Source organism: Streptomyces deccanensis (assembly GCF_022385335.1).
Lineage (GTDB): Bacteria > Actinomycetota > Actinomycetes > Streptomycetales > Streptomycetaceae > Streptomyces > Streptomyces deccanensis.
Genome location: NZ_CP092431.1, coordinates 2076375 through 2089829, shown reverse-complemented (window position 1 = coordinate 2089829; position 13455 = coordinate 2076375). Strand labels below are relative to the sequence as shown.

Below are 13455 nucleotides of genomic sequence, written 5' to 3'. Positions count from 1 at the left end.
CGCTCGCGAGAGCCCGTCGAGAGGCAGGACATGGCCGCCGGATACCTCGAGATCCTCAGGACGCGGCACGCGGCGCGGCTGCTCGCGGGAACGCTGGTGGGGCGGCTGCCGAACGCCACCGCCGCCATCGCGATCGTGCTGTTCGTCCGTGCGGAGGGCGGCACCTACAGCCTCGCGGGCGCGCTGGCGGCCGTGTACGGCCTGGCCAACGCGGTCGGCCAGCCGCTGCTGGGGCGGCTGGTGGACCTGTACGGACAGCCGCGGGTGCAGTTGCCCGCTGCGGTCGTCTCCGCCCTCGCCATGGTCGTCTTCGCGCTGTCGGGCCTCGATCCGCTTCCGGTGGCCTATCTCGCGATGGCGGTCGCCGGGCTCTGCACGCCGCCGCTGGAGGGCGGGCTGCGGGCCCTGTGGTCCTCGGTGCTCCGCGGGGAGGAGCAGGTGCACACGGCGTACGCGATGGACGCCGTGGCGCAGGAGGTCATGTTCACCGTCGGGCCGCTGCTGGTGACGCTGTGCGTGGCGCTGTGGTCGGCGTCGGCCGCGCTGATCGTGCTCAGCGTGATCGGGGTGCTGGGCGCGCTGTGGGTGGTGGTCTCGCCGCCCTCGCGGGCCTGGCGCTCCGCTCCGCGTGAGGCGCACTGGCTGGGGGCGTTGCGTTCGCCGGGGCTGCTGGTGCTGCTCGGCGCGTTCCTCTTCGTCGGTGTCGCGCTCGGCTCGATCACCGTCGCGGCGGTGTCGTACGCGGACGGCCACGGTGGGGACGCGGTGTACGGCTGGCTGATGGCGGGTGTGGGGCTGGGGGCGCTCGTGGGTGGCACGGCGTACGGCGCGCGGCAGTGGGGCGGTGCGCCGGAGCGGCGTCTGCAGGTGCTGGTGGCGCTCCTCGCGGTGTGTTACGTGCCGCTGACGCTGATGCCGGGTCCGGTGGGGATGACGGGGCTGACGACGCTCGCGGGGGTGTTCCTGGCGCCGGCGATCGCCTGTGTGTTCGTGCTGGTGGACCGGCACGCGCCGCGGGGCACGGTCACGGAGGCGTTCTCGTGGATCGTGACGACGTTCACTGTGGGCCAGTCGGTCGGTACGGCGGTGGCGGGGCCGGTCGTCGAGTGGGGCGGGACGCTGTGGGGGTTCGTCGTGCCGGGTGCGGCGGGGGCCGTGTCGTTGCTGGTTCTGCTGGCCACGGGGCGGGTACTCGCTGTTCCGTCCGGGGGTGCGGTGGTTGCGGTCTCATCGGAAAATGATCCAAACCGTGCTGCCGAACCCCGTTTCAGCTCGGTGGATCGGGCGTAATGTTCAGTCATGGACCGCCGCATTTTCGGGCTGGAGAACGAGTACGGCGTCACGTGCACGTTCAGGGGACAGCGCCGTCTGTCTCCTGACGAGGTGGCGCGGTACCTCTTCCGCCGTGTCGTGTCATGGGGCCGCAGCAGCAATGTGTTTCTGCGGAACGGGGCCCGCCTCTATCTCGACGTGGGCTCACATCCGGAATACGCGACACCCGAATGTGACAACGTGACCGAACTGGTCACTCACGACAAGGCCGGCGAGCGCATTCTCGAAGGACTGCTGGTCGACGCCGAACGCCGCCTGCACGAGGAGGGAATCGCGGGCGACGTCTACCTTTTCAAGAACAACACGGACTCCGCCGGCAACTCATACGGTTGCCATGAGAACTATCTGGTGGCGCGGCACGGGGAGTTCTCCCGTCTCGCCGACATCCTGATTCCGTTCCTCGTCACCCGTCAGCTGCTGTGCGGCGCGGGCAAGGTGCTGCAGACCCCGCGTGGTGCGGTGTACTGCGTGAGTCAGCGCGCGGAGCACATCTGGGAGGGTGTCAGCTCGGCGACCACCCGCTCCCGGCCGATCATCAACACCCGGGACGAGCCGCACGCGGACGCCGAGCGGTACCGCCGTCTCCACGTCATCGTGGGCGACTCGAACATGTCCGAGACGACCATGCTGCTCAAGGTCGGTGCCACCGACCTGGTGCTGCGCATGATCGAGGCGGGCACGGTCATGCGTGACCTCACCCTGGAGAACCCGATCCGGGCGATCCGCGAGGTCAGCCATGACATCACCGGCCGTCGCAAGGTGCGGCTGGCCAGTGGCCGGGAGGCCTCCGCGCTGGAGGTGCAGCGCGAGTACTACGAGAAGGCCGTGGACTTCGTGGAGCGCCGCGGCATCCGTACGGGCACCGTCGAGCAGGTCCTGGAGCTGTGGGGCCGCACGCTGGACGCGATCGAGGCCGAGGACCTCGACCGGATCGGTACCGAGATCGACTGGGTGATGAAGTACCAGCTCATCGAGCGGTACCGGGCCAAGCACAACATGACCATGTCGCATCCGCGGGTCGCGCAGATAGACCTCGCGTATCACGACATCCACCGCCGTCGTGGCCTCTACTACCTGTTGGAGAGGAAAGGTCAAGCCGCCCGCATCTGCAATGACTTGAAGATCTTCGAGGGCAAGTCGGTGCCGCCGCAGACCACTCGGGCGCGGCTGCGCGGTGACTTCATCCGGCGCGCTCAGGAACAGCGTCGGGATTTCACGGTCGACTGGGTGCATCTGAAGCTCAACGACCAGGCACAACGGACGGTGTTGTGCAAGGACCCGTTCCGTTCGGTGGACGACCGGGTGGAGAAGCTGATCGCGGGAATGTGAGCTGAAATGTTCCGGTGGTGATTGTCGGAACGCAACGCGGGGCGCCGTACGTTTGCCGTACGGCGCCCTTCTCACGCCGTAGAGTTGCGCGCACGCCATCCGACAAGATCGACCGATACGAGGCCTTCACCGTGCGCCGACGCTCCCTCCTCATCGCTGTTCCCGCTGGACTGGTCACGCTCGCCGCCTGTGGTGAGGGCGAGTCAGATTCGGCCAAGGCCAGCAGCAGCCCGTCCGCGTCGGCGAGCGCGGCGAAGCCGCCGAAGATCGTGGACGGCCCGCTGCCGGCGATCACGGCGGGTGTGAAGTTCGACGAGAAGCCGACCGTCGCGAAGGGCAGTGGTGATCCGTCGAAGGACCTGGCGGTGAAGACGGTGATCGCGGGCAGCGGGAAGACGGTCGCCGAGGGCGACTACATCCAGGCGAACTACCTGGGGCAGATCTGGTCCACGGCGAAGGTCTTCGACAACTCCTACGACCGCAAGACGCCGCTGGTGATCCAGCTCTCCCCGCAGGGCATCATCGACGGCTGGCGGTACGCGCTGACCGGTAAGAAGGCCGGCAGCCGGGTCCAGATGGCCGTGCCGCCGACCTGGGGTTACGGGACGGCCGGGAGGCCTGAGTCGGGGATCAAGGGCACCGACACGCTGGTCTTCGTCGTCGACATCCAGAACACCTTCAACGGCAAGAGCTCCGCCAAGGGCACGGAGGTCGCGCAGGACAATGTGGATCTGCCGAAGGTGGGCACCAACACCGACGGCAAGGCGCCCTCCATCGAGGTGCCGAAGGTCGACCCGCCGAAGAAGCTCGTCGCGAACTACATCATCGAGGGCGACGGCCCCGAGGTCGGCGCGGACGACAGCCTGTTGGTGCAGTACAAGGGCGTGCTCTGGGAGAACGGCAAGGAGTTCGACTCCTCGTACAGCCGGGAGGCGCTGAGCTCGTTCGGGCTGAACCAGGTCGTCAAGGGCTGGTCGCAGGGCATGACCGGCAAGAAGGTGGGCAGTCGCCTCCTCATCGTCATCCCGCCGGAGCTGGGGTACGGGGACACGCCGCCGAGCGGCAGCGACATCAAGAAGGACTCCGTGATGGTGTTCACCGTGGACATCCTCGCGAAGATGTGATCCCGGGGATGCGAGACTGTCCACGTTGCCTCGTACGTACACAAGCAGGAGCCTGAAGACGTGAGCATTGACAAGCCCGAGATCGACTTTCCCGAGGGCGAGCCGCCGGCGGACCTGGAGATCAAGGACATCTGGGAGGGCGACGGCGAGGTGGCCAAGGCCGGCCAGACCGTCACCGTGCACTACGTGGGTGTGTCCTACTCCACCGGTGAGGAGTTCGACGCCAGCTGGAACCGCGGGACGCCGTTCCGTTTCCCGCTCGGTGGCGGTCGTGTCATCAAGGGCTGGGACCAGGGTGTGCAGGGCATGAAGGTCGGTGGCCGTCGCCAGCTGACCATTCCGGCCCACCTCGCCTACGGGAACCAGAGCCCGACTCCGGCGATCAAGCCCGGTGAGACGCTGATCTTCGTGGTCGACCTCCTCGGGGTCTGATCTGTTGGATGCCGGCTCCGCGGTGATCGTGCCGTGACCGGTCCCGACTGTCTGGGGTCCATGCCTTTTCGGGCATGGACCCTCGGCTTTTGCCGCGACGCTTCGTAGCGGTACGGTCGTGCCGCGGAAACACCCGGAGGAAGGGCGTCGATGGCCATTGCCAAGGCCGAGCGGTTGATGAACCTGGCGCTGTGTCTGCTGGGGACCCGACGGCCGCTCAGCAAGCGCGAGCTGCGGGAGTCCATCGAGGCCTATCTGGAAGCCGGCTCCGACGACTCCTTCAACCGCATGTTCGAGCGCGACAAGGACGATCTGCGCGAACTCGGCCTGGTCATCGAGACGGTGGAGAACCTCGACGGCGAGGTCGGCTATCTGGCCCGCCGCGACAGCAACAGCCTCCCGCCGATCACCCTCGACGCCGAGGAGGCCGCGGCGCTCGGGCTCGCCGCGAAGGTCTGGCAGCAGGCCCGCCTCGCCGGGGCCGCGAGCGGCGCCCTGCAGAAGCTGCGCGCGGCCGGGCTGCCCGAGGACGTCGACCCCTACGAGGCCCATGGGGCGCTGGAGCCGCGCATCCCGGTGCACGAGGCCGCGTTCGAGCCGCTCATGCTGGCCTGCCGTGACCGGCGGCCGGTCGTGTTCGAGTACCGCAAGGCGACCGCCGCGCGCCCCGAGCCCCGCCATGTCGAGCCGTGGGCGCTGGAGTGCTGGCGCGGTCACTGGTACCTGGCCGGCTTCGACCGGGACCGGGGTGCCGAGCGGGTGTTCCGGCTCTCCCGGATCACCGGCAAGGTCCGCAGCCGGGGTGCCGCCTTCACCGCCGAGGTGCCCGACGTCGTCACCGTGCGGGAGACGGTCGCGAGCTGGGCGGGGGAGACCGCCGACCGCTCCGCGCTGATCCGGCTGCGCTCCGGCGCCGGCTATCCGCTGCGCGCGAAGGCCTCCCTCGTACGGGAACTCGGGAACGGCTGGGACGAGTTGGAGATTCCGTACGGGCACGGTCTGGATGCCTGGCTGGTCGAGTTCGGGCCCGACGTGGTGGTCCTGGAGCCCGCCGAGTTGCGGGCCGACGTGGTGGACCGGCTGCGTGCTGTGGCCAAAGGTTGAGGGGGACGTAAGAACGTGGTGGGAAAACCGGCCCGGCCGGCGAACGCCATCGACCAGACCCGGCGGATGCTCTCCCTGGTGACGTACCTGCGGGAGCGGCCCGGCGCCCGGATCGAGGACGTCGCCCGTGCCTTCGGGATCACCGAGGACGAGCTGGTCTCGGACCTCGATGTGCTGCCCATGTGCGGGACCAGCTTCCGCGGCGGTGATCTGCTGGACATCGACACCGACGGCGAGCGGATCTGGTGGCACAATCCGGCCGCCCTGGGCGCGGAGGCCGCCGAGCCGCTGCGGCTGGCGGCCGACGAGGCCACGGCCCTGCTGGTGGCCGCCCGCGCGGTCGCGACCCTGCCCGGGCTGCGGGAGAGCGACCGGCAGGCCCTGCTGAGGGCCACCGCGAAGGTCGAGGGCGCGGCGGGGGAGGCGGCGGGTGCCAGTTCACGCCTGTCGGTCACCTTCGAGTCCGAGGGCGGGGTCTTCGCGGACGTCGACCGGGCCATCTCGGAGCGCCGGCGGCTGTGGATCCGCTACTACTCACCCGCCCGGGACGAGGTCACCGAGCGGGAGATCGACCCGATCCGCCTGGTCAGCGTCGGTCACACCTATGTCGAGGCCTGGTGCCGTCGCTCCGAGGCCCGGCGCACGTTCCGGCTGGACCGGGTCGCCGAGATCAAGATCCTCGACGAGCCGTCCGCGCCGCCCGAGATCGAGCTGCGGGACCTGTCGGAGGCGCTGGTGCAGCCGGCCGCCGAGGACCCCGAGGTCGTCGTCGAGGTCGGGCCCGGTGGGCGCTGGGTCGCCGAGTACTACCCGCACGACAGCGCCGAGGAACTGCCGGACGGCGGGCTGCGCATCAGTCTGCGTACGCCCGACCCCGCCTCGCTGCGGCGTCTGGCGCTGCGGCTCGGGCGGGACGGCCGGATCGTCTCGCCGCAGGATCTCGCCGACAGTGCCCGCCGGGCGGCCCGTGAGGCGCTGGCGGCCTACGACGAGGCCGACGTGACGACGAGGCCGTGACGGGCGGGCGGCGTGACCGGGTGACCTCGGGAGCGCGGGACCGTGACGGCGGGGCGCGACGACGACGTACGACCTAACAAGGGAGATGCGAGGGCTGTGAGCGGCGGGTCGGTTGTGTCGGGTGTGAAGTCCGGCGTGAAGTCCGGGGTGCAGGAGATCCAGGAGATCCGGGAGATGACCGTGGCGGTCGCCTTCGCGGGGATGAAGAAGGCGGTCGACGTGGTGTTCAGGGCCGGCTGCCCCGACTGCCGGGCCAATTTCGAGCTGGGCGCGAGCGCGCTGCGTCTCGCCATCGGCGCCACCAGCAAGACGACCTTCTACTCCTTCACCTGCCCCGAGTGCGGCACCGCCGTCCGCAAACCGGCCGGCGAGCGGATCGTCGAGCTGTTGACCGGGGGCGGCGTGCGGACCCTCCGGCTGCATTCGGCGGGGTAGGGCCAGGGGGCTAGGGTCGGCTCATGTTCTGGGCGATGTTCGCGGTGGCTGTGGGGTTCGTGGGGCTGGTCGTGCTCGGGGTGCTCGCCGTGCGGGTCTTCGTGGAGGCGCGGCGGCTGGGAGCGCAGGTCACGGAGTCGGCGCGGAGGATCAACCGGGCGGCGGAGGACCTGGAGCGGGCGGCGGCGAGCGCGGCCCGCTCCGTGGACGCTCTGTGAGGCGTGACGGAGGCCTCTGTGAGTTGGCCGCCGAGTGCGTTTTGCGCCACTTCGCCCTGTCACCTTCTCACCTTCGGCAGGTACGCTGCCTGTCGCGGCACGGATAAAGAGGCCCGGGTCGCGAATCGGGAGTGCGCACAGGGATTGCCTGACGTTCACCCCTGAGCGTTACGATCGCTGCCAGCATGATCGGTCGGACACTTGTCCGACAGGTCGGACAGCCCCCACCCGCCGCCTCGGTGAAGAAGGTAGACAGTTATGGGTAACCTCGGCCCCACCGAGATCATTCTGATCCTCGTCGTCATCATCCTGCTGTTCGGCGCGAAGAAGCTGCCGGACATGGCTCGCTCGCTGGGCAAGTCCGCCCGCATCCTCAAGAGCGAGGCCAAGGCCATGAAGTCCGACGGTCAGGACGACACGACCGCGGCCGCGCCCGCGCACCAGCACGGCGAAGCCCCGGCACAGCGCACCATCCAGGCCGCCCCCGGCGATGTGACCAGCTCCCGCCCGGTTGCCGAGCCGACGGACACGACCAAGCGCTGACGCAAGGCCGGACAAGGTTTCCGGCCTGCCGCACGAGATGAGGACGTGGGTTGCTCAAGTCTGCCCGCAAGACGGAGAAGGACAAGGATCCCGAGGGGCGGATGCCCCTCGCGGAGCACCTGCGCGAGCTGCGAAACCGCCTTGTCAAGAGCCTGTTGGCCATCGTTGTCACGACGGTCGTCGCGGTGATGTTCTACAAGGACATCATCCAGTTCTTCACGGATCCCATTCTCCAGGCGGTGGGATGCCAGTACAGCTTCGCCGAGTTGGCGAAGGACAGTAGCCAGACCAGTTGCGCGCGCATCGTGCAGAACGGCCTGCTGAGCCCGTTCACGCTCGCCCTCACGGTGTCGCTGTCGTCGGGCGTGGTGCTCGCCGCCCCGGTCTGGCTGTACCAGCTCTGGGCGTTCGTCGCCCCCGGGCTGCACCGGAACGAGAAGAAGTACAGCCTCGGCTTCGTGGCGGCGGGCTTCCCGCTGTTCCTCATGGGCTCGTACTTCGCCTACTGGTCGCTGCCCAAGATGGCGTCGGTCATGCTGCAGTTCTCGATCATCGGAAGCGACAACCAGCTTCCCCTCGATGATCTGCTGAACCTGATCATGCGGATGATCGTCGTCTTCGGCCTCTCCTTCGAGCTGCCCCTGCTGCTCGTGATGCTGAACTTCGGCGGCGTGCTCTCCGGCAAGAAGATGTTCGGCTGGTGGCGCGGGATGATCCTGGGGATCACGCTGTTCGCGGCGATCGCCACCCCCAGCACCGACCCCATCTCCATGATGGCGCTGGCGGGCCCCATCTGGATCCTGTACTTCTGCGCCTGTGCCATCGGGCTGGTCAACGACAGGCGTCGGGCCCGCGTCGAGGCGATGAAGCCGGACGACGACGAGGCGTCAGAGCTGGACCTCACCCCGGACGACATCGGCGAGGTCGAGACGGTCTCCGCGAGCCGGGCACTCCCCTCGCCGACGCCGTCCCCGGAGACCGAGCGCGAGCGGATCAACGGCTACGACGACGTCACCTAGGTTCGCCGGTCTGGAACGCCGACGGGGGCCCACCGCTATCGGTGGGCCCCCGTCGGCGTTCTTCCCGGGGGGCGGGGCGTGAGCTGCGCTTATCCCGGGTTTAACAGGTTCCGATCCGGATAATGATCGTCCTGTTGTCAGTGGGGCCCGGTACGCTCGAAAGCACGATGACAGAGGATCTCTCACCGGCCGAGCGGTATGCGGCAGCACGTAGGCGCGCTGCCGAGCAGGCCACCGCGCTCGCCTCCTTCCGCGAGATGTACGACTTCGGTCTCGATCCCTTCCAGATCGAGGCCTGCCAGGCACTGGAGGCGGGCAAGGGCGTCCTGGTGGCCGCCCCCACCGGCTCGGGCAAGACGATCGTCGGCGAGTTCGCCGTCCATCTCGCCCTGGGGCAGGGCAAGAAGTGCTTCTACACGACACCCATCAAGGCCCTGTCGAACCAGAAGTACGCGGACCTGTGCCGCCGTTACGGCAGCGACAAGGTCGGTCTGCTCACCGGTGACAACAGCGTCAACTCCGACGCCCCCGTGGTCGTGATGACCACCGAGGTGCTGCGGAACATGCTGTACGCGGGTTCCCAGACCCTCCTCGGCCTCGGGTACGTGGTGATGGACGAGGTGCACTACCTCTCCGACCGCTTCCGGGGCGCGGTGTGGGAAGAGGTGATCATCCACCTCCCCGAGTCGGTCACCCTCGTCTCCCTCTCGGCCACCGTGTCGAACGCGGAGGAGTTCGGCGACTGGCTGGACACCGTGCGCGGCGACACCGACGTGATCGTCTCCGAGCACCGGCCGGTGCCGCTGTTCCAGCACGTGCTCGCCGGGCGGCGGATGTACGACCTGTTCGAGGAGGGCGAGGGCAGCAAGAAGGCCGTCAACCCGGACCTGACCCGGATGGCGCGGATGGAGGCCAGCCGGCCCTCCTTCCAGGACCGCCGCCGCGGCCGCTCCATGCGCGAGGCCGACCGGGAGCGCGAGCGCAGACAGCGGTCGCGGATCTGGATCCCGAGCCGGCCCGAAGTCATCGAACGGCTCGACTCCGAAGGCCTGTTGCCCGCCATCACCTTCATCTTCAGCCGCGCCGCCTGCGAGGCCGCCGTCCAGCAGTGCCTGTACGCGGGCCTCCGGCTCAACGACGACGAGTCCCGGCACAAGGTGCGCAGCCTCGTCGAGGAGCGCACCGCCTCCATTCCCCGCGAGGACCTCCATGTCCTCGGCTACTACGAGTGGTTGGAGGGCCTGGAGCGCGGTATCGCGGCCCACCACGCCGGCATGCTGCCGACGTTCAAGGAGGTCGTCGAGGAACTCTTCGTACGCGGCCTGGTCAAGGCCGTGTTCGCCACCGAGACCCTCGCGCTCGGCATCAACATGCCCGCCCGCTCGGTGGTGCTGGAGAAGCTCGTCAAGTGGAACGGCGAGCAGCACGCCGACATCACCCCCGGTGAGTACACCCAGTTGACGGGGCGTGCGGGCCGGCGCGGCATCGACATCGAGGGCCACGCGGTGGTGCTGTGGCAGCGGGGTATGAACCCCGACCACCTCGCCGGGCTCGCCGGCACCCGTACGTATCCGCTGCGCTCCAGCTTCAAGCCGTCGTACAACATGGCCGTCAACCTGGTCGAACAGTTCGGGCGGCACCGCTCGCGGGAGCTGCTCGAGACCTCCTTCGCGCAGTTCCAGGCCGACAAGTCGGTCGTCGGGATCTCCCGGCAGGTGCAGCGCAACGAGGAGGGGCTGGAGGGCTACCAGGAGTCCATGACCTGCCACCTCGGGGACTTCGAGGAGTACGCGCGCCTGAGGCGGGAGCTGAAGGACCGCGAGACGGAGCTGGCGAAGCAGGGGGCCGCGCAGCGGCGCGCCGAGGCCGCCGTCGCACTGGAGAAGCTGAAGCCCGGGGACGTCATCCACGTGCCGACGGGCAAGTACGCCGGGCTCGCGCTGGTGCTGGACCCGGGGCTGCCCGCCGGGCGGTCCAACGGCCACCGGGGGTTCGAGCACCACGACGGGCCGCGTCCGCTGGTGCTGACCGCGGAGCGGCAGGTCAAGCGGCTGGCGTCGATGGACTTTCCCGTGCCGGTGGAGGCGCTGGAGCGGATGCGGATCCCGAAGTCCTTCAACCCGCGTTCGCCGCAGTCGCGCCGGGATCTGGCATCGGCGCTGCGCACCAAGGCCGGACATCTGGTGCCGGACCGGCACCGCAAGCGGCGGGCCGCCGCCGCGGACGACCGCGAGATCGCCCGGCTGCGCGCCGCGTTGCGGGCGCATCCGTGCCACGGTTGCGACGAGCGCGAGGACCACGCGCGGTGGGCCGAGCGCTACCACCGGCTCAAGCGGGACACCGCGCAGCTGGAGCGGCGTATCGAGGGCCGCACGAACACGATCGCGCGGACCTTCGACCGGATCGTCGCCCTGCTGACCGAGCTGGACTATCTGCGGGGTGACGAGGTCACCGAGCACGGCAAGCGGCTCGCCCGGCTGTACGGCGAGCTGGATCTGCTCGCTAGTGAGTGTCTGCGGGCGGGTGTGTGGGAGGGGCTCGGGCCGGCGGAGCTCGCGGCGTGCGTCTCGGCGCTGGTGTACGAGGCGCGTGTCGGGGACGACGCGATGGCGCCGAAGCTGCCGTCCGGGAACGCGAAGGCCGCGCTGGGGGAGATGGTGCGGATCTGGGGGCGGCTGGACGGGCTGGAGGAGGAGTTCCGGATCACGCAGAGCGAAGGGGTCGGGCAGCGGGAGCCGGACCTCGGCTTCGCCTGGGCCGCGTACATGTGGGCGTCGGGGGCGGGGCTCGACGAGGTGTTGCGGGAGGCGGAGATGCCGGCGGGGGACTTCGTGCGGTGGTGCAAGCAGGTGATCGATGTGCTGGGGCAGATCTCGGCGGCGGCGCCGGCTGGGTCGACGGTGGGGAAGAGTGCGCGTAAGGCGGTCGATGGGGTGCTGCGGGGGGTTGTGGCTTACTCGTCGGTGGGGTGAGTCGTGGAGCGCCTGCCGTGGGGGTGGAGCGGGTTCGTCGGCGGGTGCGGGTGGGTGGGGCTTCTCGCGCAGTTCCCCGCGCCCCTGAAGACCCTGCGCGCGCCCCGGGTGACATCAGGCGGGTCCGCGTCCCGGGACCAGGGGCGCGGGTCTCCTCCTCTTCAGCGGGACAGATAGCCCCTCCAGCCGCCGTACTCCGTGATGTCCTCGGCGTCTTGGAGGGCTGAGGGCTCGCACAGGAAGCCCGGGGTTCGGGTGCCGTCGGAGAGTTCGATCGAGCCCAGGGTCATCGGGCGGGGGAGGATGGTCAGGAGGCGGCCCAGGCCCTCGGCGGGGAGGCGCCAGATCTCGGTCTCGATGGGGGCGCCGCCCTCACCCACGTGGACCAGGCCCGGCTTCGGTGGGGTCGTGCGCAAGGCGTGCAGGCGGTAGACGGGCGCTGTCGTGGTGGTGCGCTCCAGCCGGGCACCCAGGGCCAGGAGTTGGGGGTTCAGGGGCTGGCCCGAGAGATGGGCGCCCACGACCGCCAGCCGGGCCTCCGGCTGGAGGACCGCGGCGAGGCGGACCAGGCGGTCGTCCGTGAAAGCCGGGCCGATCAGCATGACGCCGAACGGGAGGCCGTTCACCTCACCCGCCGGGACGGCCACCGCCGCCAGGTCGAAGAGGTTCGTGGAGTTGGTGAAACGGCCGAGGCGGGCGTTCGCGCCCAGCGGGTCGGCGGCCACCTCGGCCAGCGTCGGGTGGCCCGGAGTCGTCGGCAGCAACAGGGCGTCCGCGTCGGCCAGTTCGGCGAGCGCGCGGGTGCGTAGGCCGGCCAGCTGGTCCTGGTCGGCGAAGAGCTGGTGGGCCGGGACGTCCTTGGCCCGGGTGATGATGCCGGCGACCGTGGGGTCCAGGGAGTCCACGCCGTCCGCGATCGCCTTGTCGACGAAGGCGCCGACCGCCGTGTAGCGCTCGGCCACGAACGCGCCCTGGTAGAGCATGGCCGCCGCGTCGGTGAAGGGGGTGAGGTCGAGCGGGCGTACGTCCGCTCCCGTGGCCTTCAGGCGCGTCACCGTCGCCTCGTACGCCTCCGCCCAGCCCTCGTCCAGTTCGCCCAGCTGCTCACGCGGGGGGACTGCGACGCGCCAGGGGCCCGGGGTGCGCGGGGGGAGGGGCGGGAGGGCGCGGTCGGGTGGGGAGGCCATGTGGGCGAGGGCCTGTTCCGCCTCCGGGAGGGTGCGGGCGAACACCGTGACGCAGTCGATCGAGGCGCAGGCCGGGACCACGCCCGTGGTGGGGACCAGGCCCCGGGTGGGCTTCAGGCCGACGATGCCGTTGAAGGCGGCGGGCACCCTGCCGGAGCCCGCCGTGTCGGTGCCGAGGGCGAAGTCGACGATGCCGAGCGCCACCGCCACGGCCGAGCCGGCGCTGGAGCCGCCGCTGACGCGGGAGGGGTCGTGGGCGTTCCGGACGGCGCCGTACGGGGAGCGGGTGCCGACCAGGCCCGTGGCGAACTGGTCGAGGTTGGTGGTGCCGAGGAGGAGGGCGCCGGCGGCGCGGAGGCGGGCGACGACGGGGGCGTCGGTGGCCGGGGTGTACGCGTAGGCCGGGCAGCCGGCGGTCGTGGGGAGGCCTTGGACGTCGATGTTGCCCTTCGCGGCGAAGAGGTGGCCGGCGAGGGGGAGATGGGCGCCGGTGGCCAGGCGGGCGTCGATCGCTCGGGCCTCGGCCTCCACGTCGGGCTGGGGGCGTAGGTCGATCCAGATCTCGGGGCGGTCGACTGCGTCGATGCGGGCGTAGGCCGTGCGGACTCTGGTGAGGGTGGAGGAGTCTGGCATCTGGGCTCCTGGTGGGATGGTTGTGGGCTTGCCTTTTTTCGCCCCCGCCGCCCCTACCCGTCCCATCCCCAGGGGCGGTGCCCCTTCGACTCCCTTCGGCTTCCTTGGGC

At 70.0% G+C, this 13455-nt stretch carries 12 protein-coding genes; 11 read left to right on the top strand and 1 reads right to left on the bottom strand.

From position 1 onward, the window contains the following. Positions 1-30: 30 nt before the first annotated feature. The 11 genes from L3078_RS09330 (at position 31) to L3078_RS09280 (ending at position 11525) form a co-directional block, all read left to right on the top strand. On the top strand, positions 31-1290 hold the full coding sequence (locus L3078_RS09330; protein WP_239752953.1) for an MFS transporter: 1260 nt from the start codon (positions 31-33) through the stop codon (positions 1288-1290). Positions 1291-1299: 9 nt separating this feature from the next. After that, a complete protein-coding gene (pafA, locus tag L3078_RS09325) occupies positions 1300-2661 on the top strand; it encodes a Pup--protein ligase (protein ID WP_239752952.1) in 1362 nt (453 codons plus the stop codon). Between the two features lie 131 nt (positions 2662-2792). After that, positions 2793-3785, top strand: a complete 993-nt coding sequence (locus L3078_RS09320) for an FKBP-type peptidyl-prolyl cis-trans isomerase (protein WP_239752951.1) — start codon at positions 2793-2795, stop codon at positions 3783-3785. A gap of 60 nt (positions 3786-3845) precedes the next feature. Then, entirely contained in the window at positions 3846-4217 is a 372-nt protein-coding gene (locus tag L3078_RS09315; protein WP_239752950.1) for an FKBP-type peptidyl-prolyl cis-trans isomerase, read from the top strand. Positions 4218-4367: 150 nt separating this feature from the next. Further along, on the top strand, positions 4368-5321 hold the full coding sequence (locus L3078_RS09310) for a helix-turn-helix transcriptional regulator (protein WP_239752949.1): 954 nt from the start codon (positions 4368-4370) through the stop codon (positions 5319-5321). 15 nt (positions 5322-5336) lie between these two features. Continuing rightward, positions 5337-6338, top strand: a complete 1002-nt coding sequence (locus L3078_RS09305) for a helix-turn-helix transcriptional regulator (RefSeq protein ID WP_239752948.1) — start codon at positions 5337-5339, stop codon at positions 6336-6338. A gap of 174 nt (positions 6339-6512) precedes the next feature. After that, positions 6513-6773: a hypothetical protein gene (locus L3078_RS09300; protein WP_037702271.1), complete on the top strand. Its 261-nt coding sequence runs from the start codon at positions 6513-6515 to the stop codon at positions 6771-6773. A 23-nt stretch (positions 6774-6796) separates the two neighbouring features. Continuing rightward, positions 6797-6991 (top strand): hypothetical protein, encoded by a 195-nt coding sequence (locus tag L3078_RS09295; protein ID WP_239752947.1) that lies wholly within the window; start codon positions 6797-6799, stop codon positions 6989-6991. A gap of 258 nt (positions 6992-7249) precedes the next feature. Further along, positions 7250-7534, top strand: coding sequence for a Sec-independent protein translocase subunit TatA (tatA, locus tag L3078_RS09290; protein WP_239752946.1), 285 nt, complete (start codon positions 7250-7252; stop codon positions 7532-7534). Between the two features lie 50 nt (positions 7535-7584). Then, complete coding sequence (gene tatC, locus L3078_RS09285; RefSeq protein WP_239752945.1) at positions 7585-8553, top strand: twin-arginine translocase subunit TatC; 969 nt, start codon at positions 7585-7587, stop codon at positions 8551-8553. Between the two features lie 122 nt (positions 8554-8675). Further along, positions 8676-11525 carry a DEAD/DEAH box helicase gene (locus L3078_RS09280; RefSeq protein WP_239752944.1) on the top strand — a complete coding sequence of 950 codons (2850 nt, stop codon included), beginning with the start codon at positions 8676-8678 and terminating at the stop codon, positions 11523-11525. A 161-nt stretch (positions 11526-11686) separates the two neighbouring features. Here L3078_RS09280 and atzF read toward each other — a convergent pair whose 3' ends face one another. Then, complete coding sequence (gene atzF / locus L3078_RS09275) at positions 11687-13345, bottom strand: allophanate hydrolase (RefSeq protein WP_239752943.1); 1659 nt, start codon at positions 13343-13345, stop codon at positions 11687-11689. Positions 13346-13455: the final 110 nt, after the last annotated feature.